20 protein-coding genes and 1 pseudogene are annotated in these 24,783 nt (G+C 65.1%); 16 read left to right on the top strand and 5 right to left on the bottom strand.

Features of this window, described 5'->3' with window-relative positions; all coding sequences use genetic code 11:
- Positions 1-136: 136 nt before the first annotated feature.
- Positions 137-1,948 carry a 2-isopropylmalate synthase gene (leuA, locus tag EV641_RS23250; protein WP_132474921.1) on the bottom strand — a complete coding sequence of 604 codons (1,812 nt, stop codon included), beginning with the start codon at positions 1,946-1,948 and terminating at the stop codon, positions 137-139.
- A 624-nt stretch (positions 1,949-2,572) separates the two neighbouring features.
- Between leuA and EV641_RS23240 the strand changes: the two are divergent.
- The 4 genes and pseudogenes from EV641_RS23240 to EV641_RS23225 form a co-directional block, all read left to right on the top strand.
- Positions 2,573-3,676 (top strand): annotated as a pseudogene (locus tag EV641_RS23240) (sigma-70 family RNA polymerase sigma factor); the annotation flags it as partial.
- A gap of 134 nt (positions 3,677-3,810) precedes the next feature.
- A complete protein-coding gene (locus tag EV641_RS23235) occupies positions 3,811-5,037 on the top strand; it encodes a DUF4185 domain-containing protein (protein ID WP_132474915.1) in 1,227 nt (408 codons plus the stop codon).
- A 78-nt stretch (positions 5,038-5,115) separates the two neighbouring features.
- A complete protein-coding gene (locus EV641_RS23230) occupies positions 5,116-6,381 on the top strand; it encodes an aspartate kinase (protein WP_132474913.1) in 1,266 nt (421 codons plus the stop codon).
- A gap of 3 nt (positions 6,382-6,384) precedes the next feature.
- A complete protein-coding gene (locus EV641_RS23225) occupies positions 6,385-7,422 on the top strand; it encodes an aspartate-semialdehyde dehydrogenase (protein ID WP_132474911.1) in 1,038 nt (345 codons plus the stop codon).
- A gap of 81 nt (positions 7,423-7,503) precedes the next feature.
- Here the strand turns inward: EV641_RS23225 and EV641_RS23220 are convergent, their stop codons facing one another.
- Positions 7,504-7,983: a MaoC family dehydratase gene (locus EV641_RS23220; protein ID WP_054713914.1), complete on the bottom strand. Its 480-nt coding sequence runs from the start codon at positions 7,981-7,983 to the stop codon at positions 7,504-7,506.
- Between the two features lie 168 nt (positions 7,984-8,151).
- Here EV641_RS23220 and EV641_RS23215 point away from each other — a divergent pair, with 168 nt between their 5' ends.
- The 5 genes from EV641_RS23215 to EV641_RS23195 are packed head-to-tail and all read left to right on the top strand — an operon-like array spanning position 8,152 to position 13,280.
- Complete coding sequence (locus EV641_RS23215; protein WP_054713911.1) at positions 8,152-8,730, top strand: TetR/AcrR family transcriptional regulator; 579 nt, start codon at positions 8,152-8,154, stop codon at positions 8,728-8,730.
- The gene (locus EV641_RS23210; RefSeq protein ID WP_054713908.1) at positions 8,727-10,268 is read left to right on the top strand and encodes an NAD(P)/FAD-dependent oxidoreductase; all 1,542 of its coding nucleotides are present in this window, start codon (positions 8,727-8,729) and stop codon (positions 10,266-10,268) included. The genes EV641_RS23215 and EV641_RS23210 overlap by 4 nt, the downstream gene beginning before the upstream one ends.
- On the top strand, positions 10,265-11,980 hold the full coding sequence (locus EV641_RS23205) for a GMC family oxidoreductase (RefSeq protein ID WP_132474909.1): 1,716 nt from the start codon (positions 10,265-10,267) through the stop codon (positions 11,978-11,980). The genes EV641_RS23210 and EV641_RS23205 overlap by 4 nt, the downstream gene beginning before the upstream one ends.
- A complete protein-coding gene (locus EV641_RS23200; protein WP_199233363.1) occupies positions 11,961-12,599 on the top strand; it encodes an acetoacetate decarboxylase family protein in 639 nt (212 codons plus the stop codon). Before EV641_RS23205 ends, EV641_RS23200 begins: the two co-directional genes overlap by 20 nt.
- A gap of 57 nt (positions 12,600-12,656) precedes the next feature.
- The gene (locus EV641_RS23195; RefSeq protein ID WP_054713591.1) at positions 12,657-13,280 is read left to right on the top strand and encodes a pentapeptide repeat-containing protein; all 624 of its coding nucleotides are present in this window, start codon (positions 12,657-12,659) and stop codon (positions 13,278-13,280) included.
- Between the two features lie 3 nt (positions 13,281-13,283).
- On the opposite strand, the gene EV641_RS23190 is transcribed toward EV641_RS23195, so the two are convergent.
- Entirely contained in the window at positions 13,284-14,072 is a 789-nt protein-coding gene (locus EV641_RS23190; RefSeq protein WP_054713585.1) for a DUF5602 domain-containing protein, read from the bottom strand.
- 303 nt (positions 14,073-14,375) lie between these two features.
- Here EV641_RS23190 and EV641_RS23185 point away from each other — a divergent pair, with 303 nt between their 5' ends.
- Positions 14,376-15,833 carry a catalase gene (locus EV641_RS23185; protein WP_132474907.1) on the top strand — a complete coding sequence of 486 codons (1,458 nt, stop codon included), beginning with the start codon at positions 14,376-14,378 and terminating at the stop codon, positions 15,831-15,833.
- A gap of 144 nt (positions 15,834-15,977) precedes the next feature.
- Here the strand turns inward: EV641_RS23185 and EV641_RS23180 are convergent, their stop codons facing one another.
- Positions 15,978-16,874, bottom strand: a complete 897-nt coding sequence (locus tag EV641_RS23180) for an LLM class flavin-dependent oxidoreductase (protein ID WP_132474905.1) — start codon at positions 16,872-16,874, stop codon at positions 15,978-15,980.
- A 108-nt stretch (positions 16,875-16,982) separates the two neighbouring features.
- Here EV641_RS23180 and EV641_RS23175 point away from each other — a divergent pair, with 108 nt between their 5' ends.
- The 6 genes from EV641_RS23175 to EV641_RS23150 all read left to right on the top strand — a co-directional run bounded on the left by EV641_RS23175 (position 16,983) and on the right by EV641_RS23150 (position 24,180).
- Positions 16,983-17,411 (top strand): Fur family transcriptional regulator, encoded by a 429-nt coding sequence (locus tag EV641_RS23175; RefSeq protein ID WP_054713587.1) that lies wholly within the window; start codon positions 16,983-16,985, stop codon positions 17,409-17,411.
- Between the two features lie 105 nt (positions 17,412-17,516).
- Positions 17,517-18,977, top strand: a complete 1,461-nt coding sequence (locus tag EV641_RS23170) for a catalase (RefSeq protein WP_132474903.1) — start codon at positions 17,517-17,519, stop codon at positions 18,975-18,977.
- A gap of 308 nt (positions 18,978-19,285) precedes the next feature.
- On the top strand, positions 19,286-19,759 hold the full coding sequence (locus tag EV641_RS23165) for a DNA starvation/stationary phase protection protein (RefSeq protein WP_132474901.1): 474 nt from the start codon (positions 19,286-19,288) through the stop codon (positions 19,757-19,759).
- A gap of 172 nt (positions 19,760-19,931) precedes the next feature.
- Positions 19,932-20,741, top strand: coding sequence for a metal-dependent hydrolase (locus EV641_RS23160; RefSeq protein ID WP_132475048.1), 810 nt, complete (start codon positions 19,932-19,934; stop codon positions 20,739-20,741).
- A gap of 81 nt (positions 20,742-20,822) precedes the next feature.
- On the top strand, positions 20,823-22,568 hold the full coding sequence (locus EV641_RS23155; protein WP_132474899.1) for a cholesterol oxidase substrate-binding domain-containing protein: 1,746 nt from the start codon (positions 20,823-20,825) through the stop codon (positions 22,566-22,568).
- A 181-nt stretch (positions 22,569-22,749) separates the two neighbouring features.
- Positions 22,750-24,180, top strand: coding sequence for an alkaline phosphatase PhoX (locus EV641_RS23150; protein ID WP_132474897.1), 1,431 nt, complete (start codon positions 22,750-22,752; stop codon positions 24,178-24,180).
- A gap of 81 nt (positions 24,181-24,261) precedes the next feature.
- Here the strand turns inward: EV641_RS23150 and EV641_RS23145 are convergent, their stop codons facing one another.
- Positions 24,262-24,717, bottom strand: coding sequence for a TerB family tellurite resistance protein (locus tag EV641_RS23145; RefSeq protein WP_132474895.1), 456 nt, complete (start codon positions 24,715-24,717; stop codon positions 24,262-24,264).
- Positions 24,718-24,783: the final 66 nt, after the last annotated feature.

Raw genomic sequence — 24,783 nt, 5'->3', positions numbered from 1 at the left:
TCCTGTTGCAGGGGAATGCGAACTCTGGGTCCTGTGAGGCACAGAAGACGAACGCGGCGGGCCCCGGTCGGGGCCCGCCGCGTTCGTGCGGTCGGGATTGTCGCGTCAGCGGTGGGCGCGGTTCACCTACATCGCGTCAGCGGTGGGCACGATTGACTGCCGAGACGACGGCGCGCAGCGACGCGACGGTGATAGACGGCGCGATACCCGCACCCCACACCAGCGCAGTGGTGCCGTCGGGGCGTGTCACGTCGGCTTCGACGAAGGCTGCGGCGTTGGCGTCGTCACCGGCGGACATCGCGTGCTCGGCATAGCCGCGAACCGCCACCTGGTATCCGAGGGATTCCAGGCCGTCGACGAATGCTGCCAGCGGTCCGTTACCGGATCCGGTGATCTCCTTCTCGACGCCGTCGACCTTCAGCACGGCGACCACGGTGTCCTCGCCGTCGTCGGTCTCGGCCGCGGTCACCTTCTGCCGGATGCGCTCGAGCGGTGTGATGGGGGCCAGGTACTCCTCGTTGAAGATGTCCCACATCTCCTTCGGGCTGACCTCGCCGCCTTCGCCGTCGGTGACCTTCTGTACGGCCTGCGAGAACTCGACCTGCAGTCGGCGCGGCATGTTCAGCCCGTGGTCGTGCTTCATGATGTACGCGACGCCGCCCTTGCCGGACTGCGAGTTCACGCGGATCACGGCCTCGTAGCTGCGACCGACGTCCTTCGGGTCGATCGGCAGGTACGGAACCGCCCAGATGATGTCGTCGACGTCGGCGCCCGCGGCGTCCGCGTCCGCCTTCATGACATCCATGCCCTTGTTGATCGCGTCCTGGTGGCTGCCGGAGAACGCGGTGTAGACCAGGTCGCCGCCGTAAGGATGGCGCTCGGGGACGGGCAGCTGGTTGCAGTACTCGACGGTCCGTCGGATCTCGTCGATGTCGGAGAAGTCGATCTGCGGGTCGACGCCGCGGCTGAACATGTTCAGGCCCAGCGTCACCAGGCACACGTTGCCGGTGCGCTCACCGTTGCCGAACAGGCAGCCCTCGATGCGGTCGGCGCCGGCCTGGTAGCCCAGCTCCGCCGCGGCAACTCCGGTGCCCCGGTCGTTGTGCGGGTGGAGCGACAGGATGATCGAGTCGCGTTCGGCCAGATTCCGGTGCATCCACTCGATCGAGTCGGCGTAGACGTTCGGCGTTGCCATCTCGACGGTGGCCGGCAGGTTGATGATGACCGGGTTCTCGGGGGTACCGCCGAGGGTCTCGACGACCGCGTCGCAGACCTCCTTGGCATACGACAGTTCGGTTCCGGTGTACGACTCGGGGGAGTATTCCCACCGCCAGTTCGTGTCCGGATAGTTCTTCGCCGTCTCGATCACCAGTTCCGCCGCGTCGGTCGCGATCTTCTTGACGGTGTCCTGGTCGGCCTTGAACACGACGCGGCGCTGCAGGATCGACGTCGAGTTGTAGAAATGCACGATCACGTTCTGCGCGCCGGCGCAGGCTTCGAAGGTGCGGGTGATCAGCTCGGGTCGCGACTGTGTCAGCACCTGGATGGTGACGTCATCGGGGATGGCGTTGTCCTCGATGATCTCCCGGACGAAATCGAAATCGGTCTGGCTCGCGGACGGGAAGCCGACCTCGATCTCCTTGTAGCCCATGCGGACCAGCAGATCGAACATGCGGCGCTTGCGTGCCGGGCTCATCGGGTCGATGAGTGCCTGGTTGCCGTCGCGCAGATCGACGGCGCACCAACCCGGGGCGCGGTCGATGATCTTGTCGGGCCAGGTCCGGTCGGGCAGCGAGACGGGCTCCACCTCTTCGGCGAAAGGCCGGTACCGGTAGGTGGGCATCGATGAGTTCTTCTGCTTGTTCCACGGTGCCTGGTCGGCGGGAGCAGGCTTGGTCGGCGGCGTGATGTTGCGCGAACCGGAAGTGAAAGCGTCGGCGGGTGACATGACGTACTCCAAGAAAAAAGGGGACTTGTGAGTCCAGATCAGGATATCGACCGGCGCGACGAAACCCCGCGACGGGAGGCCGGTCTGGTCAAATCCCGCCGCGGCGGCCGAGAAGAAGCGCACGCTGCATGTCAAGCAGTGTAACGCGCAAGACCGCTCTCCGCCCGCGGGGCTGTCCGTAGGCGGTGCGGTGTCCGATCGGCACACGCTCGTTCGTCGTCATGGTGAGGGGCTTTCCTGCTCCTCACGGACACGAGAGGATGGCAATCATGGACTTTCTCGCGCTGTTGGTGGGTCCGGAGATCGGGCCGGAGGTCGTACCCGGAACCGACGAATTCGACGCGGAGGTCGCACTCCACGACGAGTTCGGGAAATACGCGGGCTCGGCGATCGTGGGCGGGGCTGCTCTGTATCCGTCGGCGGATGCGGTGACCATCCGCGGATCGGATGGTGCACCGCTGATCACGGACGGCCCCTTCGTCGAGCTGGCAGAGGTGGTGGTCGGTGGTTTCTACGTCTTCGCGGCCGACGACCTCGATACGGCGCTGGACCTGACGCGCCGTATCCCCGGTATGGACGAGGGCTATACCGAACTGTGGCCGCTGGAAAGCTGGACCGTGTCGGAAGAGTTGGCCGGAACGTGGCGTCCCCTCGAGCCTGGGAGCCTGGATCACCGCGGTTGCCCGCAACCGCGCAGTGGATCGGTTGCGTCGGGAGGCCGCACGCAGCGGGAAGGAATCCGCGGCGATCGCTCTCACACCGCTGCCGCGCTCGGGGGACGCGGAAGTCGGTGCGGTGCGCGACGAAGAGCTCGGCTTGCTCTTCACCTGCTGTCATCCGGCCCTTGCACGCGATGCGCAGGTCGCGCTGACCCTGCGGCTGGTGTGCGGCCTCACGGCGACCGAGATCGCGCGCGCATTCCTGAAGTCCGAATCGACTGTGACGAGGCGACTCACTCGCGCGAAGGCCAAGATCCGGGATGCGGGGATCCCGCTTCGGCTCCCTGCCGAACATCTTCTGCCGGAACGTGTCCCGCAAGTGCTGGCGTGTATCTACCTCGTGTTCACGGAGGGTTATTCAGCGACGGCGGGGGATTCCCCGATTCGTTCGGACCTGTGCGACGAGGCGATCCGACTCGGCCACCTCATGTGCATGCTCATGCCGGACGAGGACGAAGCGTGGGCGCTGCTTGCGCTCATGCTGCTCCTGGACAGCCGGCGCGGTGTGCGTCGTGACGGCAGTGGGGAACTGCTGCCGCTCGAAGATCAGGATCGAATGCAGTGGGATGCGGACTTCATCGCTCGGGGGTTGGCCGCGCTCGATCGCGCTTCCGGTTCGACGGGGCAGTACCTACCTCAGGCGGTCATTGCGGCAGTGCACGCCACCGCGCCGTCGTGGGAGCGCACGGACTGGTCGGTGATCGCCGCAGCCTACGACTGCCTGGTCGCGCTCACCGACTCACCGGTAGTCGAGATCAACCGGGCGGTTGCGCTCGGGTTCCGTGATGGATGGGATGCGGGGCTCGACGCGCTCGCTGCGGTACCGAAGAAAGCCGAGCTCCGCCGGTTGTACGAGCCGGCTCGCGCCGACCTTTTGCGTCGTGCCGGCCGATTCGGCGAGGCAGCCGAGGCCTATCGTGCCGCGCTCGCCGTGACGAGCAACGAATCGATCGCCCGAGTGCTGCGTCGACGCCTCGTCGAGATCGACATCGCCGGAGGTGGGGTGTGAACGCGGCGCGTTCGTGACCCGATCGCAATCAGTGCTTCCCGCATGTTCGCACCTCGACGCCTTATTGTGCTCAGAGATGAACTCGAGTATCACCAGTCACACTGGTACCAGGCGAGTGGCAAGGGGTGTGTTTCATGCAGTCTTTGAGGACGGCAGCCGTCGGGGGCTGCGCCCTTGTCCTCGCGCTGGCTGGGACGGTGCCGCTTGCAGCGCAAGCCGGTGCCGAGCCATGCGGCCACGAAAGTCCCAGTAGTAGCGGGCTCGGCAGCGGCGGCAGTTTCGATTTCCTGCCCGATGCGCCGAAGGACCTGCTCCCGGATCCGGGGCCCGGGCCTACGCGGACCGTCGCGTGGGTCACAGGGCCGCGCAGCGACAACCGGACCGATGCGCGGTTCTCCGTCTCGGGCACAGACCTGGCCATCATGTGGGACAACGGTGCAGCCGAGCCGGATCGCAGAATCCTCATGGCCTTCGGCGACACCTTCGGAGACTGCGCCGCCCCGGGTGAGGAATGGCGGCACAACGTCCTCATGCGCAGTGCGGACACAGACCTGACCGACGGGATCGACGTTCCCGATCCGGTTCCCGGCGACATCCATGCCGGTTCGCCGGTGGATGCCCACGCTCCCGGTTTCTCCCGCGAGCTCGTGGGGGCGCTCGGTATCGAAGGGATCGAGAAGACCGTGATTCCCACTGCGGGGATCGCCGTCGACGGGGTGCAGTACATCAACTTCATGTCGGTGCGGGCCTGGGGAGACCACGGCGAATGGTGGACCAACGCCTCCATGATCGGCACCTCCGTCGACAACGGCGAGACCTGGCATGTCGACCCGGCCACCGCGAGGCTGAACGTTCCCCTAGATATTCCGGGTGTCCAGCAGTTGTCGATGGGCAACGCGAATTTCCAGCAGCACGCGTACGTGCGCCACGACGGTTATCTCTACGACTTCGGGACACCGCAGGGGAGGTTCGGCGCGGCATTCCTCTCCCGTGTTCCCGAGCATCGGATTCTCGACCTCACCGCATATGAATACTGGACCGCCGACGGCTGGATTCCCGGTGACGTCGACCGTGCGGTTCCGATCATCCCGGGGACGGTCGGGGAGCTGTCGGTGCACTTCACCGGTGACCAGTTCGTCATGGTCTACGGCAACGACGTGACCGGCGGGATCGACCTGCGAACCAGCCCGTCGCCCGAGGGCCCGTGGAGCGAACCGCGGCAAATCGTGGCGCGGGATCGGCTCGGAGGGATCTACGCCCCGTTCATCCACCCGTGGTCGACCGGCGACGACCTCTATTTCACAGCCTCACGCTGGAGCGATTACAACGTCATGCTTCTGCATACGACCGTGTCCGGATAGGGCGGGACCCGCGCCGCCGGTCGACATCGGTAAGCTTGCTTCCTGGACTTGTACCCAAGACCCCGGAGGTTCGCCAGCGTGGCACTCGTCGTCCAGAAGTACGGAGGATCATCGGTCGCGACGGCCGAACGGATCCGGCGCGTCGCTGAAAGGATCGTCGAGACCAAGAAGGCGGGCAACGACGTCGTCGTGGTCGTGTCGGCTATGGGCGACACGACCGATGAACTCCTCGACCTCGCTCAACAGGTTTGTCCGGCGCCGCCGGTCCGCGAGATGGACATGCTCCTCACCTCGGGTGAGCGCATCTCCAACGCCCTGGTTGCGATGGCGATCCACTCGTTCGGTGCCGAGGCCCGGTCGTTCACCGGCTCGCAGGCAGGTGTCATCACCACCGGCAGTCATGGCAAGGCCAAGATCATCGACGTGACGCCCGGTCGTGTGCGTGCTGCGCTCGACGAGGGCAGCATCGTGCTCGTCGCCGGATTCCAGGGCGTCAGCCAGGACAGCAAAGACATCACGACGCTCGGTCGCGGCGGGTCGGACACGACCGCTGTCGCACTCGCCGCCGCACTGAACGCGGACGTCTGCGAGATCTACACCGACGTCGACGGCGTGTTCACCGCCGACCCGCGCATCGTCAAGGATGCGCAGCGGCTCGACAAGGTCTCCTTCGAGGAGATGCTCGAACTCGCCGCGTGCGGGGCCAAGGTCTTGATGCTGCGCTGCGTCGAGTACGCCCGCCGCTACAACGTGCCTGTGCACGTTCGTTCGTCGTACACCACCAAGCCCGGCACCCTCGTGACCGGATCGATGGAGGACATTCCCGTGGAAGAAGCCCTGATCACCGGCGTTGCACACGATCGCAGCGAATCGAAGATCACTGTTGTCGGACTGCCCGACACGCCCGGCTACGCCGCGAAGGTGTTCCGTGCTGTCGCCGACGCCGAGATCAACATCGACATGGTGCTGCAGAACGTCTCCAAGGTGGACACCGGCAAGACCGACATCACTTTCACGCTGCCGACCTCCGACGGCCCGCGCGCCGTCGAGCTGCTCAGCAAGCGTCAGGACGAAATCGGCTTCACGCAGGTGCTGTTCGACGACCACATCGGCAAGGTGTCGCTCGTCGGTGCAGGCATGAAGAGCCACCCCGGCGTGACCGCCAAGTTCTGCGAGGCATTGGCGGATGCCGGTATCAACATCGACCTCATCTCGACCTCCGAGATCCGCATCTCGGTGCTGGTCGACGACAACGACCTCGACGACGCAGTGCGGGTACTCCACGCCGCGTTCGAACTCGGCGGCACGGAAGAGGCCGTCGTGCATGCTGGGACGGGACGGTAAACCATGGCAATCACCATCGCTGTAGTCGGTGCGACCGGACAGGTCGGCATCGTCATGCGCACCCTTCTCGAGGAGCGCAACTTCCCGGCCGACAAGGTGCGGTTCTTCGCATCGGCCCGCTCGGCAGGCAAGAAGCTCCCGTTCCGCGGCCAGGAGATCGTCGTCGAGGATGCGGCCGCGACCTCCGACGCGGATCTGAAGGGCATCGACATCGCCCTGTTCTCTGCCGGCGCAACCCTGTCGCGTGAGCAGGCTCCGCGGTTCGCCGCTGCCGGCGCGACCGTCGTCGACAACTCCTCGGCGTGGCGCAAGGACCCCGAGGTTCCGCTCGTGGTGAGCGAGGTCAACCCTGAGGAGGCGAAGAACCCGCCGAAGGGCATCATCGCCAACCCGAACTGCACGACCATGGCTGCGATGCCGGTCCTCAAGGCTCTGCACGACGAGGCGGGCCTGCAGCGTCTGGTCATCTCGAGCTACCAGGCCGTGTCGGGTAGCGGTATCGCCGGCGTCGAGGAACTCCTCGGCCAGGCGCGTGCCGTCATCGGCGACGCCGAGAAGCTCGTGCACGATGGCAGTGCCGTCGATTTCCCGGCGCCCGACAAGTACGTCGCGCCGATCGCGTTCAACGTTCTCCCGATGGCAGGGGCGATCGTCGACGACGGCACCGGCGAGACCGATGAGGATCAGAAGCTGCGCAACGAGTCGCGCAAGATTCTCGGTCTTCCCGACCTGCTCGTGTCGGGTACGTGCGTGCGCGTCCCTGTCATCACAGGTCACTCGCTGTCGATCAACGCGGAGTTCGCGCGTCCGCTCTCGCCCGCACGCGCGCAGGAAGTTCTCGCGTCGGCTCCGGGGGTCAAGCTGGTCGATGTGCCGACGCCGCTCGCCGCTGCCGGCGACGATGTGTCGCTGGTGGGTCGTATCCGCCAGGATCCCGGCGCTCCCGAAGGTCGTGGTCTCGCACTGTTCGTGTCGGGCGACAACCTCCGGAAGGGTGCTGCGCTGAACACCATTCAGATCGCAGAACTCCTGGCGAAGTAGATCGCCCCTGCTTGTTCGTAGCCAACGGCACCTTCGATCGGTCGGATCGAAGGTGCCGTTCGCTCGTTCTGCGGGGTGCTGCTACTCGAACATGCGATAGATCGCCTCGACGACCACCGCGGGACGTTCACTGTCCTCGAGTTCGATCATGCCCTCGATCACGATCTGGACGCCGCCTTCGGGGAGTTCCTCGAGTGATTTCAGGGTTGCGTCGAGTCGTACTCGGCTACCGGACGGTACCGGGTTGGTGAAGCGGACCTTGTCGAGGCCGTAGTTCAGGGCCAGCGTCACGCTGTCGACCTTCAGTACCTCGTACCACATCGGGATGATCAGCGAGAGTGTCAGATAGCCGTGCGCGATCGGTCCGCCGAACGGGCTCTCCTTCGCCGCGCGTTCGGGGTCGATGTGAATCCACTGATGGTCGTCGGTGGCGTCGGCGAAGGTGTCGATCCGATCTTGTCCGACGGTGATCCAGGAGCTGAGGCCGAGGGGCTTGCCCACGTATTCGGCGAGTTCGGCGAGGGTGGAGACATGGGTACCGGTGGTTTCAGTGGACGTCATGGGGACTCCCTACTACTCGGTATTGCAGTGCGCGTAAGCGATTCTGCTCCGTGTGCCACCGTTTGGTCCCGGGTTGGGTATCGAATCGGTCTCGCCACCCTGCGGCACCGTAGGTAGAAGATAAAAACAGTCTGGACTGTTTGTTGTTTTGGCGCTACGCTCGGTAGCGTGATTCACGACACTGTGGCGCAGGGTTCGCGAACTCAAGCGCAACGCACCGCGGCAACCCGCGCGAAGCTGCTCGACGCGGCCGTCGACTCCCTCGTCGAGGTGGGGTACTCGGGCGCCAGCACCCACGGCATCGCCAAACGGGCCGGGGTCTCGCGCGGTGCGCAGCTCCACCACTTCCCGACCAAGGAATCCCTGGTGGTTGCTGCTGTGGAGCACCTCGTCGACAAGCGTCTCGTCGAAATCCTCGAAGCGGAACCGGATCCCGAACTGGGGATCGAGACGCTGATGGACGCGTTCTCCGGGCCGCTGTTCGACGCCGCACTCGAACTGTGGGTCGCGGCGCGCACTGATCCGGCGTTGCACGCCGCGATGATCCCACTCGAGCGCAAGGTATCCGACGCGCTACGTGTGGGACTGATGGAAATCATGGGTGATCGGCTGAGTCCCGAGGCGATCGATCTCAGTATCGAACTGGCTCGGGGGCTGGCGGTATCGGCCTTGATGCGCACTCCCGAATCCGATCGTGAGTTCCGGGAGCGGCTGATCCCGGCATGGAAGGCTCTGGTGATGCAATGAGACCCGGTGATGCAGTGACACCCGGTGATGCAGGGGGTCGGGCGACGCTCCCTCAGCACGTACATACCCTTATCGTCGGCGCGGGGTTCGGCGGTATCGGCATGGCCGTCACCCTCCTGCGCGACGACCCCGCAGCCGACGTGCTCGTCGTCGAACGTGGCGACGATGTCGGTGGAACCTGGCGGGAGAACACGTATCCCGGTGCCGCATGCGATGTTCCGAGTGCGCTGTACTCCTTCTCCTTCGCTCCGGAATCCGAGTGGAAGAGGGCGCACGGCACTCGGGCCGAGATCTACGCGTACCTGCAACGGGTAGCCCGCGAACAGGGCGTCACGGAGCGGACGATGTTCGGGTGCGAACTGCGCGATGCGCAGTGGGACGGAGAGCGCGCGCGGTGGGTGGTGTCGACCTCGCGCGGCAACCTCACTGCCGACGTGCTCGTCGCCGCGACAGGCGCGCTCTCCACACCCACCCTGCCTAAAGTGCCGGGTCTGGAACTGTTCAGCGGCACCATGTTCCACTCCGCCGAGTGGGACCACAGTCATGACCTGACTGGCGCACGGGTCGCGGTGATCGGTACTGGGGCATCGGCAATCCAGTTCGTTCCCGAGATCGTCGGCAGGGTCGACCACCTCACGCTGTTCCAGCGCACCGCCTCGTGGGTGATGCCCAAGCGCGATCATGGAATTGCCTCGCCTGTGCGATCGCTGTACCGCCGATTCCCCGTCGTCCAGAAGGCTGTTCGCGGTGCTGTGTACGGTCAGAAGGAAATGTATGTCGTCGGAATGACGAAACCGTTCGCACGGAACTACGCCTTGCCGCTGTTCGAGAAGCGTGCCCGTTCGTTCCTGCGCAAGCAGGTACCCGACCCGGAGTTGCGGAACCGGCTCACGCCGGACTTCGCCATCACCTGCAAGCGAATCCTGTTGTCCAACGACTGGTTCCCGGCAATCACCCGCAGCGATGTCGAGATCGTGTCGTCGGCGCTGACGTCGGTGACCGAGAACGGAGTCGTCGACGCCGACGGCAACGAATACCCGGTCGACACGATCATCTTCGGAACCGGATTCACGCCGTCCGAGCCTCCCATCGCACAACATGTCCGAGGAGAGCACGGGCGGAGTCTCGCGGAAGTATGGAACGGAAGCCCCTCGGCGCACCTGGGAATCAGCGTCAACGGGTTCCCGAATCTGTTCCTCATGTACGGCCCGAACACCAATCTCGGACACAGCTCGATCGTGTACATGCTCGAGTCCCAGGCCGCGTACATCGCAGCCGCCCTGCGGGTCATGCGCACCCGTCGTCTCGATGCGGTGGAAGTCAGAGCGGACGCACAGCGTCGCTTCGCCGAGGAACTCGACCCGATGCTGGCCGGTACGGTCTGGAACACCGGTGGCTGCAGTAGTTGGTATCTCGACAGGACCGGCCGGAACTCGGTGATGTGGCCGACCTTCACCTGGCACTACCGCAATCGGACCAAGGAGTTCGATGCAGAGAACTACGACCTGCGGGCCGCGAACACGGGAGTACGAGGATGACCCACTACGACGTCCTCGTCATCGGATCGGGATTCGGTGGCAGCGTCTCGGCCCTGCGCCTGACCGAGAAGGGATACCGGGTCGGGGTTCTCGAGGCCGGTCGCCGCTTCGCCGACGACGAGCTCCCGAAGACCAGCTGGAGACTCCGTAGGTACCTGTGGGCTCCGGCAATCGGATGCTATGGCGTGCAGCGTATTCACCTCCTTCCTGACGTGCTGGTCATGGCCGGAGCGGGGGTCGGAGGCGGCTCGCTCAACTACGCGAACACTCTCTACCGTCCGCCATCGCGGTTCTTCCAGGACCCCCAGTGGGGCCACATCACCGACTGGGAGGCCGAACTCTCGCCCTACTACGAGCAGGCGTCGCGCATGCTCGGGGTGCGCAAGAACCCCAGCATCACCCCCGCCGATGTGGTGATGCGCAAGGTCGCCGACGACATGGGCGTGGGCGACACCTTCGGCCCCACGCCGGTCGGTGTCTTCTTCGACGAACCGGGCAGGACCGTATCCGACCCGTTCTTCGGAGGCGCGGGCCCGAACCGCACCGGATGTACCGAGTGCGGCAGCTGCATGACCGGATGCCGTGTGGGTGCCAAGAATACCCTCGTCAAGAACTACCTCCATCTCGCCGAGCGTGCGGGTGCGCGAATCCATCCACTGACGACCGCGACCCGCGTGACACCTCGAGCAGATGGCGGATACGAGATCGAGGCGCGCAGCACCAACGGGATCCGCAAGCGGCGGAGGATGTTCACCGCAGACGAGGTGATCGTCGCAGCCGGCACGTACGGCACCGCCCGATTGCTGCTCGCCATGCGCGAGAGCGGCGACCTGCCGCGGTTGTCACCGAGCCTCGGCCGCGTCGTCCGGACCAACTCGGAGGCGGTGCTCGCCGCGACGGCGCAGAACCGCGAGGTCGACTACACCGAGGGTGTTGCGATCACGTCGTCGTTCCACCCCGACGATCACACCCACATCGAACCGGTGCGATACGGTAAGGGCAGCAACGCGATCGGGCTGCTGCAGGCGATGCTCGTCGACGGCGGCGGCAAGATTCCGAGATTGGCGAAGTTCGTAGGTGTCGCAGCCCGTAACCCACTTGCCTTCCTGCGCAGTCTGTCGGTGCGGCACTGGTCCGAACGCACCGTCATCGCGCTGGTGATGCAGACCGACGACAATTCTCTCGAACTCGCCAGCAGGCGGAGTCCATTCGGGCACGGCGTCACCAGCAAGCAGGGGCCGGGGAGTCCGCCACCCGAATGGATCCCCGTCGGACACGAGGCGGTCCGGAGAGTGGGGGACGAGATCGGTGGTGACCCCGGGGGATCGCTCCTCGATCTGGCGAACATCCCCATGACCGCACATTTTCTCGGCGGCTGCGTGATCGGCGACTCGCCCGAGACCGGCGTCGTCGACCCGTACCTTCGCGCATACGGTCACGAGGGTATTCATGTGGTCGACGGTTCGGTCGTGACCGCGAATCTCGGCGTCAACCCGTCCCTCACCATCGCCGCGCAGGCCGAGCGGGCAATGGCGTTGTGGCCCAACAAGGGTGAGATCGACCAGAGGCCTGGCGTCGGAGCGCCCTACGTCGCGGTGGACCCGGTACCGCCGATACGGCCGACGGTGCCCGCGGATGCGCCCGGGGCACTGCGCCTACCGCTGTTCACAATCCGACATGAGGAGGCCGGCGATGCTGTGGAGCGTGCCTGAAAGCGCCGACGACCGCACCGACTGGCCGGTGTCGCCGCCACCGCCGTGGCCGGCGAACGTGCGCGCCACCCTATGGTGGCACCGCAGCACTCCCGCTGCTCGTGAATACGGGCCCGACGGGCCGATCGTGCCGATGACGCTCGCGATGATGGTCGACTATCTGGATTCTCCGGTAGGTCCGTATCGCGAGATCCTGGCCAGCCCGGTGCTGCGCCGCAGGCTGATCCCTGCGATGGCGGTGCCGTTCATCGCAGTCGATTCCGAACCGTCGGTACACGGTGGCCGTGAGCACTGGAGATTGCCGAAGGTGCTCGCCGACTTCGGCGGAGACGTCCTGGGTGACTTCACCGCAACCGGCGAGGGGTGGAAGGTGCGGACCTGCACATCCCCACGGGGGCCGCAACTGCCGATTGCCGGAGGTCTGACGTTCGCGCAGCCGGGCGAGAGCGGAGAGCTGTACCGGGCATCCGCGCGTCTTCGCGGCCGTTTCCGGTATGCGAGGGTGACGGTGGATGCGGAGGGGCCGACGCTGAGCCGCTGGCTTCGCGCCGGGGACCATCACGGAATCGTCGTCACGTCGGGTTCGATGGCGACCGGGCAGGCCCGCATCGCGCGGTAGCGCCGGAGGTGCCGATGCGGAAGATCCGCGTGAGGCCTGATGGTGAACACTGAGTGTATGAACGACCCGGCCTTCGACACAGCATCCGACACGATCGTGGGGGAGGACTACTCCGACGCGCGTCTACCGGGTGGGCAGTGGCGGCGTCAGGAGTATGTGGGCTGCACCTTCCATGACGCGGACCTCTCCGGACTCGAGACGGAAGCGGTCACGTTCACCGACTGCGACTTCACCGGCGCGGACCTCACCGGCTCGACGCATTCCGGTGCGGCCTTCCGAAACTGCACGTTCGAGTACACGCAGTTGCGCAACAGCACGTTCCGGAACTCGACGTTTCTCGGCTCGGTTTTCCGCGACTGCCGGATGCGACCCATGACCTTCGACGAGGTCGACTTCAGCCTGACCTCGCTCGGTGGCGTCGATCTGCGGAAGGCGGACCTGAGCGGATGCAGATTGCGGGAGGCGAACCTGGTCGAGGCCGATCTGCGTGAATCGCTGCTCGTCGGCGCCGACCTCAGCGGTGTGCGTGCCGGTGGGTTGCGACTCGACGGAGCAGACCTGACCGGCGCGCGAGTCGACGCGATGCTCTGGGTCTCTGCGAGCCTGCGCGGCGCGAAGATCGATTTCGGGCAGGCGCTGGCGTACGCGGGTGCGCAAGGGCTCGAGGTCGTGCAGGGCTGAGACCTACGACGGTTCCCGCGGCGTGAGCCCGCCGAGTTCGATGACATACTCCTGCGCGGCCTCGTCCCAGGTGACGGAGTAGGTCGTGGGGTACGCGCCGGACTGCTGGTAGGCGGCGGGTTGGGGCAGGTCCTCGTGCAGATCCGGCTTCGACGTGAGCCACTCGCGGGTCATCATCGGCTCGATGAACACGACCTGACCGTCCCACGTCCCGTGCAACACCGTCTCGGTGAAGTGGTGATCGTGTGCGCCGGTGTCGAGCCAATGCAGCCCCATGCCCGGAACGGTGCCCAGGAGTGGATCGTCGCCGGCTGCGTAGCCGTCCGGTAGATACCGGGGGTCGGGGAGTCGAGTGGACGCTTCGATGTAGCCCGGCGTCAGGGGATGGATCGCTTCTCTGGCTGCAGGGTCGATCAAGTAGAAGTGCACATCGATGTGGGGGATGTCGAAGCCGTGCTCAGGGTTGTGGCCGTGCGAATTCCAGTCGAGGGTCACGTGGTCGAAGATGGTCGTCGCTGCTTGCTCGGGTAGCGGCAGGACGTACTCCTGGGTGGTCGGCAACATCCCGATCGGAAGTTCATCGAGGGCGGCGGTGTCGAGGCGGACACCGACTGCGGTCGGAGCGCGGTCGTCGTCGAACGCGACATAGGTATGTGCGCTGCCGGCTCCGACCGAAACCTCGTCGGCGCTGACGACTCCAGACATTCCGCCTGCGTGCGCGGCGGGGGAGGTGGCTACGAGGAGCACGCATGCCGCAGCGACGAGCAAGGGCGAGCGTGATCGGATGGCCATGGTTCTCCTGTGATGCATGCGGCTGGTGATTCGGATGGTATTTCCCTGACGACCGGTCCCGTGCCGGGTACGTTGAATCGTGATGTTCCGGTTCTGCCCGCCGGTACATCGGGACTTTGTGCCTCGTTTTCTTGACCTATTCAAGAAAAGGTGATGAAGTGTGACTGGCAACACAACATGAGCCCACGTTGTGGAACGCCAGGGATCCCCGCCGCTCCGCAGCCCGGAGTGGTAGAGCGACAACTGGATACGAACTTCGACTCAACGCACGCACACCCACGCATGCCTACGGAGGGACGACTTATGACCCAGGACAAGTTGACGACCGGCGCAGGCGCCCCCGTCCCCGACAATCAGAACGTCATCACCGCTGGACCACGGGGTCCGCAACTTCTCCAGGACGTCTGGTTCCTCGAAAAACTCGCGCACTTCGACCGTGAGGTCATCCCCGAACGCCGCATGCACGCGAAGGGTTCGGGTGCGTACGGGACCTTCACTGTCACCAACGACATCTCGCAGTACACCACCGCCAAGATCTTCTCCGAAGTCGGCAAGAAGACCGAGCTGTTCGCCCGGTTCTCCACTGTCGCCGGCGAGCGCGGTGCTGCCGATGCCGAGCGCGACATTCGCGGCTTCGCGGTCAAGTTCTACACCGAGGACGGAAACTGGGACCTCGTCGGCAACAACACCCCGGTCTTCTTCTTCCGCGATCCGCTGAAGTTCCCCGACCTCAACCACGCCGTCAAGCGCGACCCGCGCACCAATCTGCGTAGTCCCAACAACAACTGGGATTTCTGGACCAACCTGCCGGAGTCGCTGCACCAGGTCACCATCGTGATGAGCGACCGTGGCATCCCCTCCTCGTACCGGCACATGCACGGTTTCGGATCGCACACATTCAGTTTCATCAATGCCGAGGGCGAGCGGTTCTGGGTGAAGTTCCACCACCGTGTCCAGCAGGGCATCAAGAACCTCACGGACGCCGAGGCCGCCGAACTCGTCGGCACCGACCGGGAAAGCCATCAGCGCGATCTCTTCGACGCGATCGAGGCCGGCGACTTCCCGAAGTGGAAGTTGTGCGTCCAGATCATGCCGGAGGCCGACGCCGCGAAGGTGCCCTACCATCCGTTCGACCTGACGAAGGTGTGGCCGAAGGGCGACTACCCCCTCATCGAAGTCGGCGAGTGGGAGCTCAACCGCAACCCCGACAACTACTTCGCAGAAGTCGAGCAGGCCGCCTTCAACCCAGCGCATGTGGTTCCGGGCATCAGTTTCTCGCCCGACAAGATGCTGCAGGGGCGCCTGTTCTCGTACGGAGATGCGCAGCGGTACCGGCTGGGAGTCAATCACTTCCAGATCCCCGTCAACGCGGCGAAGAACGGGGTGAACAGCTTCCACCGCGACGGCGCGATGCGAGTCGACGGGAATTACGGCGGCAAGCTGCACTACGAGCCGAACAGCTACGGCAAGTGGCAGGAACAGGCGCAGTACCGCAATCCGCCGCAGTCGGTGGGCGACGTCGCCGATGCATGGAACTTCCGTGAGGACGACGACAACTACTTCTCGCAGCCCCGCGTGTTGTTCAACAACATGAGTGACGAGCAGAAGCAGGCATTGTTCGAGAACACCGCCCGCGCGATCGACGGCGCTGAAGAGATTGTGGTGCAGCGCCACATCGACAATTGCACCCAGTGCGACCCCGCCTACGGAGAGGGCGTCGCGAAGGCGATTGCAGCGCTCAAGGGAGAACGCCCCATCTAGGTTTGTTCCATCGGTAGGGGCCGTCTGCGCACGCGGGCGGCCCCGCCGCTGTCTCTATTGTCCGGCATTGTCCGGCGCCGTCCCCTTCTGTCAGGGCGTCACCTCGAATGGGTGCCCACCGCGCCCTGCAATCGCTGAACCGCGTCAGGTCGCATTCCGCTCCGCGTCGACGAGGTCGCGCACCTGTGGCGCGACCTCTCCGGCGAAGCGTTCGAGGTCGTCGGCGGAGTCGCTGCCGAGGATGAACGTGCTGGTGCCGTGCAGCAGTGCCACATCGGCGAGTTGTTCGGCCCACACTCGCGGCGGCCCGTTGAGGAACGAACCGTCGGCCGAGTCGGTGAAGGTGCCGCTGATGTTGTACAAGCGGCGGATCGCGGCAGGGTCGCGGCCCGCCTTGCGTGCGGCCTCGTCCACACGCTCGCTCATCGCACCGAGTTTGTCGGGACCGGCATTGAAGGCGCTGGGTAGCCAACCATCGGCGTGGCGTCCCGTCACGGCGAGCATCCGTTTCCCGTATGCGCCGAGCCAGATTCCGATGTCGTGTAGCGGAGCCGGACCGCGCTTGGCGCCGGAGACGCTGTAGTGCTCACCGTCGACGCGTGCCGTGCCGCGTTCGTCCGACCAAAGCGCCCGGATCACGGATACGGCCTCGACGAGGGCGTCGACCGATTCACCGGCGCTGCGTCGTGGACCTCCGTTGGCGGCGACGGCATCCCAGAAGGCGCCCGCGCCCAATCCGAGTTCGACGCGCCCGCCACTGAGTCGATCGAGCGACGCGGCGCTACGTGCGAGGATCGCGGGCCCTCTCAGTGGGAGGTTGGCGACGTTCGGCGACACCGCGACGGTCTCGGTCGTCGCTGCGATCCAGGTCAGCAGTGTCCAGGTGTCGAGAAACCCGGATTGATACGGATGGTCCTGGATGGTGACCAGGTCGAGACCTGCGCGTTCGGATCGGACGGCCAGGTCTACGACGGTCGACGGGTCTGCGGCGGCCGGAGTGAGGAAGCTTCCGAACCGGAGATGTTGGCCGAAATCGGGCATGTTCTGGTCCCTTCGCTGACCGTGGCGATGCTGCCCACCCTAACTGGTGATCGTCACCACACGGTTTCTTTTCTTGACTAATTCCAGAAAAGCGGCATACTTGAGGCCATGCAGCGAACGGATGACTCACACTTCGACCCCAAGGAACAGCTTCGTTCCGTGGGGCTCCGGGTGACGGCTCCGCGTGTTGCAGTACTCGATATGGTTGCTCGGAACCCGCATTCGGATGCCGATGAGGTCGCCGCCGCTGTGCGCGACGAGCTCGGCAAGGTATCGACCCAGGCCGTGTACGACGTACTCAGGGCTTGCGTGGGTGCCGGACTTCTCCGGCGGATCGAGCCGGCCGGCTCCCCGGCCCGGTTCGAGACCCGCACCGGAGACAATCACCACCACCTGGTCTGCCGTAATTGCGGCACCGTCGTCGACGTCGACTGCACTGTCGGTGCCGCACCCTGCCTTACTCCGTCGGATCCCGGAGGCTTCGTCGTCGACGAAGCCGAGGTGACCTTCTGGGGACTGTGCCAGTCCTGCCGCTGAACCCTTTCGATATCCAGATCCACTTCATGCACGGTGTCGCTCCGGCGACCCGTGTCGACGCGTCGTACCCGGTCTCACGGGTAATCGCCAATACGGAGGTCGCACATGACGAACACCCGTTTCACCACCAACAACGCCGGTAACCCGGTAGCCAGTGACGACACCTCGCTGACCGCGGGCGCGCAGGGGCCGATCCTGCTGCACGACCATTACCTCATCGAGAAGCTTGCACACTTCAACCGTGAGCGTGTCCCCGAGCGGGTGGTCCACGCGAAGGGTGGCGGCGCATTCGGCGAACTCGTCGTGACCGAGGACGTGAGTGCCTACACGAAGGCGAAGCTGTTCCAGCCAGGTGTGAAAACCGAGTCTCTGGTGCGCTTTTCGACTGTCGCAGGTGAGCAGGGAAGTCCTGACACATGGCGCGACCCGCGCGGCTTCGCGATGCGGTTCTACTCCGAGGACGGCAACTACGACCTCGTCGGTAACAACACGCCGGTCTTCTTCATCAAGGATCCGATCAAGTTCCCCGACTTCATCCATTCTCAGAAGCGTCTGCCCGGCTCCGGCCTCCGCGACCACACCATGCAGTGGGATTTCTGGACGCTGCGTCCCGAAACCGCGCACCAGGTGACCTGGCTGATGGGTGACCGCGGCATTCCTCGTACCTGGCGTCACATGGACGGCTTCGGCTCCCACACCTACCAGTGGATCAACGCCGAGGGCCAGCGATTCTGGGTCAAGTATCATTTCAAGACCGACCAGGGCATCGAAACCCTCACCGCAGCGGAGGCCGATGTGCTCGCAGGCACCGACCCCGACTACCATCGCGCCGACCTGTACCAGGCGATCGAACGGGGTGAGTTCCCCAGCTGGACGCTGCACGTGCAGGTGATGCCCGTTGTGGATGCCGAGGGCTATCGCTTCAATCCGTTCGACCTCACCAAGGTCTGGTCGCAGAAGGACTACCCGCTGATCAAGGTGGGTACCTGGACCCTGAATCGCAACCCGCGGAACTTCTTCGCCGAGATCGAGCAGGCAGCGTTCGCGCCGTCGAACATCGTGCCGGGCATCGGATTCTCACCCGACAAGATGCTGCTCGGTCGCGTGTTCTCCTACGCGGACGCACACCGCTATCGTGTCGGCGCCAACCACGCACAGCTGCCGGTCAATGCTCCGAAGAACAAGGTGGAGTCGTACTCGCAGGACGGCAGCATGGCGTACTCGTTCAACGACCCCGCGACGCCGGTATACGCACCGAACAGCTTCGGCGGTCCGCATGCGGACCCCGAGCGCGCAGGCGATGAGGGGCTGTGGAGCTTCGGTACCGAAGCTGTGCGAGCCGCATACGTCGAGCACGCGGAGGACGACGACTTCGGTCAGGCGGGCGTGTTGGTTCGGGTGGTCATGGACGACGCCGCGCGGGAGCGCTTGGCCGGCAACATCGTCGGTCACGTCCTCGGCGGTACGTCTGAGGCCTTGTACGAGCGCATCTTCGAATACTGGCGCAATGTCGACGCCGATCTGGGGAAGAAGGTCGAAGAAGGCGTGCGGTCCGGCGGCGAATGATCTCTCGGGTGTACCCGACGCTTCAGGCGAGGCCCCACAAGTAGATCGCAACGGCCAATGCCCAGACGATCAGAGACTGTGCGTCCATCGTGCTAACCCCCTCGGTCGGTCGATGATGAACCGTACAACCATCATGCCTCGCGGCGGGTGCCGGGTCACGGTCGCCGGCCCTGCCGACACGATCCTGTGACACACCCGGGGCTTCATCCGGATGTGGAGTCGGCCACAAAATGATGCGGTCCGGAAACATTCGGGCATGAAAACAGTTGAACCCAAAGGTAGTTACGAAATTGAGAGGAGTGCGAAAGATGAACAGCCCCATCAGCAGCACGCTGTCGGACGAGAACCGGAAGGTTGCGGCAGACGCCTTGCAGAACGTGCTCGTCGATGTGATCGACCTGAGCCTGATCGGCAAGCAGGCGCACTGGAACGTCGTCGGGTCCCAGTTCCGTAGCATCCATCTCGACCTCGACGAGCTCGTCGCCACTGCTCGCGAGTTCACCGATCAGGTGGCCGAGCGGCTGACCGCGATCGGTGTCAGCCCGGACGGGCGAGTGGCGACGGTTGCCCGCGACAGTGGCACCAAGGGCTTCGGCGACGGCTGGAGCAAGGACACCGAGGTCGTCGCTTCGATCGTCGGTAATCTCGCAGCTGTCATCGCGCGGTTGCGTGAGGGTATCGAGGCCACCGGCGATGCCGACCCGGTCACGCAGGATCTGCTGATCGGCCAGGCCGCTCGACTCGAACAGCTCCACTGGATGTGGCAAGCGCAGCTCGCCTGATCAGAACGACACACGGAAGGCCGCCCACCGGCACGGTGGGCGGCCTTCCGTTGTTCGGGGGTCTCCGGAGTGGTCCGTGTGACTCGTGTGTCGGTTGTGGTTGCTAGGTTGGTATTCGACCTTCTCCGATGTGGGGCGGGCAACGACGTTCGATCGAAAGGTGGTGTCCGACATGGTAATGGGCCCTACCCATGCGGTATCCGGAGCGCTCGTCGGGCTCCTGGTCGCCGACGTGCTTCCACGGGAATGGGGTGGCCCGACGTCGACACCGGAGATTCTCGCCTTCGCGGGTGTCTGTGCGGGATCGGCGCTGCTGCCCGATCTCGACACATCCCAATCGACCGTCGCGAGGTCGTTCGGTCCGGTGAGTCAGACGTTCGCTCGGGGCGTCGGCGCGGTCTCGGCCGGGTATTACAACGTCACACGTGGGCGTAGGGATCGGAAGCGGACCGGTGGCCACCGCACCATGACGCACACGGCGTTGTTCGCGGCTCTGCTGGGTGCGGGGGTGTCGGTGCTGGTTGCACAGTTCGGCCGCAACGCGATCATCGGTGTCCTGTTCATCACGTTGGGTCTCGCGCTGCGCGGACTGTTCGGCACCTGGGCCAAGAAGTACGGGTGGTTCATCGTCACCGTCGTCACTGCCATCCTCTCGGTCCTGATGTGGACGGCGTTCCCCGGGGAGGTGGGATCGACCGGCCTGGGGGTCGCCGTCGCTCTCGGGTGTGTCACCCACTGTCTTGGTGATGCGATCACCAAGGAGGGGATCCCCTTCCTCGCTCCCTTCGTGCCGTGGCAAGGCAAACGATGGTGGGAGTTCAAACTTCCGAGCGCGATCTCCATCCGTGCGGGTGGGCCGTTCGAGGTCGTGTTCCTCGGGCCGGCGATGACTCTGGCCGCGATCGGATTTGCCCTCTGGTCCGTCGACGGGGTCCCGGGCTACGTCTTCGGAGCGCTCGAAGCGTCCGGTCTCTCGTTCTGAATTTCGAAGCCACTGGCATCGAAAAGAAACTTGTTCTATTTTTGCTCCGTCCCGGTTTCCCACAGAACGGAGCTCGTCCACGTGAGCGAACAAGCCTCGAGCGCTGCCCTCAGCCGACGTGGTTTCCTCGGAGCCGCCGCGGGCGCCGCGGCGCTTGCAGGGTTGAGCTGGACGCCCGCGGGAGCGATCCCGCTCGGCGACCCGAGCGCGACCATCCCCGCGCCCCCGGAATTCCCCGCCGACATCCCGCTCGCGCAGCAACGCTTCGAGAACTGGGCGAAGACCATCCGGTTCGATGCCGTATGGACAGCCACCGCACGCGAGCCCGGCGACGTCGTACGCCTCGCGAACTGGGCACGCAGCCACGGCTACCGCATCCGCCCGCGGGGCTCGATGCACAGTTGGAGCCCGCTCACTCTCGTGCCCGGCGAGAGTGCCGACAAGATCGTGCTCATCGACACCATCACGCATCTGAACTCTGTGAGCGTCGACGGAGGAGATTCTCCGGCCACCGTGACTGCGGGTGGCGGCGCAAGTCTCGAATCGATCCTCTCGGCACTCCAGGCCGAAGGTCTCGGCTGGGCCAATTCACCGGCGATAGGCGACATCACCATCGCGGGGGCCCTGTCGATCGGAGCCCACGGCGCGACCTATCCGGCTGCGGGGGAGCAGGCTGTCCCGGGACAGTCCTTCGGTTCCCTGTCGAACCTCATCGTCGCGCTCACCGCGGTGGTCTGGAACGACGCCGCAGGGGAATACGAACTGCGCGAGTTCCACCGCTCCGACGCCGACATCACGCCCCTGCTGACCCACCTCGGTCGCACCTTCGTCACCTCTGTGACGCTGATGGCCGGCGCGAACTATCGGCTCCGGTGTCAGAGCTTCACCGACGTGCCGTGGCAGGAACTGTTCGCGCCGCCAGGAACGCCGGGCCGGACGTTCGAGCGCTACGCAGAGGAATCCGGACGTGTCGAGGCGATCTGGTTTCCGTTCACCGAAACCCCGTGGCTCAAGATCTGGTCCGTCAGCCCCGAGAAGCCGCCCGCCTCACGCGAAGTGTACGGCCCCTACAACTACTTCTTCACCGACAGCATCCCCGAGCTGGTCACCACTCCGCTCGGTCAGGTGGTGAGCGGCAATCAGGCCATCACCCCGGCGTTCGGTGCGTCGCAGTTCAGTGCCGTCGCGGCGGGCCTGAAAGCGACCGGCACCGAAGATCTCTGGGGTTGGTCGAAGGACCTGCTGTTCTATCTGCGGGCCACCACTCTCCGGGTCATCGCGGGTGGCGGCGTCGTGGTGACGAAGCGCGAGAACATCGCACGGGTCATCAACGAATTCACGACGTGGTTGCACGGCCGGATGAGCGAGCTTGCGTCGCAGGGGCTGTATCCGGTCAACGGGCCGTTCGAGGTGCGGATGTGCTCCGTCGACGACCAGGGCGAGGTGCTCGTCGACTCGGCCGGTGCGCCGAACCTGTCTCCGGTGCGACCGCGACCCGATCGCCCCGATTGGGACACCGCGATCTGGCTGAACGTGGTGTCGCTCCCCGGTACCGAAGGCCTGCCGGCCTTCTTCCAGCAGATGGAGGAGTGGATGGTCGCCAACTACTCCGGTGACTATGCGACGTTCCGCTCCGAGTGGTCCAAGGGCTGGGCGTTCGACTCCGAGGGGGGCTATCGGAACCCGCAGTTCCTCGGCGACACGGTTCCGGCCATGTATCGCACCGGGCTGGGCGGCGGTGAGGGCTGGGACGCGGCGGGCGCGGCATTCGATCGATACGATCCGCATCGCGTGTTCAGCAACGGTTTCCTCGACAGGCTGATCTGACGCCGGAACGGGGTTTCCCCGAGGTACGGACTCCACCGTACCGAGCATGCGATGCCACGTGCTCGGCACGGTGAATTCGGTTGCAGTTCATCAGGATGACGCCGGACCGCCATCAACGCGGGTAGTGCGATCCCTACCGTCTCGTGGGTTACGTATTCGACCCATATGGAGGTATCGGAAAATGAGTTCCGCAGCCAATAGTTCCGCGCTGAATCGCCGAGGTTTCCTCGGCCGCACCGCACTCGCCGGTGTCGGCATCGCTTTCGCCGGAAGTCTCGACGCGCTGGTTCGGCCGGGCACTGCGGCAGCGGCTCCCGGGGCGATCGGATACGGCCCACTCGTTCCGGATCCCCACGGGTTGCTCGCGCTGCCGATCGGTTTCTCGTACACCGTGCTCGCGAAGTCGGGGGAAACATTGCTCGACGACGGCAACCCGGTTCCGAGCAGCCCCGACGCGCTGGGTGTGTTCGCCCGAGGCAACGGCGCCACGGTCGTGTCGAACCACGAGGTCGGCGACGACGCGAGCGACGAACCGTTCGCCGTCCCCGCTGTCGACGGCGTGACATACGACCCCGGTGCGCGTGGCGGTACCACCACGATCCTCGTCTCGCCGAACGGTCAGCGTGAAGGCCAGTACGTCAGCCTCGCCGGCACCGTCGACAACTGCGCGGGCGGAATCACGCCGTGGGGCACGTGGTTGACGTGTGAGGAGACCGACGACCGCGCCGGCGACAACGGGCTCACCTTCGACCACGGCTATGTCTTCGAAGTCGATCCCGCGAGTCAGGAGGCGAACGTCGGCACCAGCCCGGTACCGCTGAAGTTCCTCGGACGATTCGAACACGAGGCCGTCGCCGTCGATCCCGGAACGAGCGCGATCTACCTCACCGAGGACGCCGACGAACCCAACGGACTGTTCTTCCGGTGGGTGCCGCCGCAGGGTTTCGTCGGCCGTCACGGAGCGCTGCGCGAGCTGGCGCAGTCCGATGGGGGCGACACAGCCGGTGGGCTGCAGGCGATGCGCTGCTTCCAGGACGGAGCCTTCGTCGCCGATCTGTCGCAGGCCACCGAGCCGGGAACGCGTTACGCCGTGCAGTGGGTCGCTGTCCCCGACCGGAACGCGAACGACGAACCCATCCGCGAGCAGTTCGGGAACGGCGAGGTCACGCGCAGTCGCAAGCTCGAAGGCGCGTGGTGGGGTGACGGCGGCGCGTACTTCGTCGCGAGCTACGCGCGCTTCGACGACGGCAGCGTCGCCGAGCACGACGGGCAGGTGTGGTTCTATGATCCCGCATCCGAGACCGCAGAGCTGAAGGTGTTGTTCGGAGTCAATCCGGATCCGTCGGTCGACACCGGCAACTACGACGGCCCCGACAACATCACCGTGTCCCCGCACGGCGGACTCGTGCTCGCCGAGGACGGTGACGGCGTCAGCCACCTGATCGGCGTCACCCCCAGCGGTGCACCGTTCTCGCTGGCGCGAAACGAGCTGAACGACAGCGAGTTCTGCGGTCCCGCATTCAGCGCCGACGGTCGGACGCTGTTCGTCAACATCCAGACTCCGGGGATGACCTTGGCGATCACCGGCCCCTGGATCCGCCCGATCGGGTAGCGCCTTCGCCGCAACGAGGTCGACGAGAAGTGGAGCCGCGCACTCGAGTGAGTGCGCGGCTCCATTGTCGTGCATCCGATGTCAGAGATCGAACTCTGCGGGGTTGATCCCGACCGCATGTGCGGCGCCGCGCACGGCGGCCTTCTCGTGGTCGTCGAAGTGCCCGTCGGCGCCCCCGATGATGATGCCGATCTGGATGACCGCGCGGGCCTGATCCTGTTTCGACTTCAACTTGGCGATCGTGGCGGTGGCTTCGACCTTGCCGAAGTCGAAATCGGACTCGAGCTTGCTGCAGTACCAGTCGAACTTCTCGCGGAGCTCGTCCTTCGGGAACACCGACAGAAGGTCGTTGCTCATGATCAGCGCCGCTGTCTTCTGTCGTTCGGAGGGGTCGATGCTGCCGTCGGCGGCCGCAATCAGCGCGCACATCGCCATGCTGGCGTTCGCAAACTCCTTGTTTTTGAACTGATCCGTCTTTGTCTTGAGCTGCGCGCTCAGTTCGGTGGTCTTCGCCTTGAGCTGATCCCAGAACGCCATGGTGGCCCTTCGTGTCGGTGTCCGTGCACCAACCACTCTGCCATCGGATGCGAAAAGTGTGCTTTG

The organism is Rhodococcus sp. SMB37 (genome assembly GCF_004345605.1).
GTDB lineage: Bacteria > Actinomycetota > Actinomycetes > Mycobacteriales > Mycobacteriaceae > Rhodococcus.
This window is presented reverse-complemented; position numbering and strand designations above follow the sequence as displayed.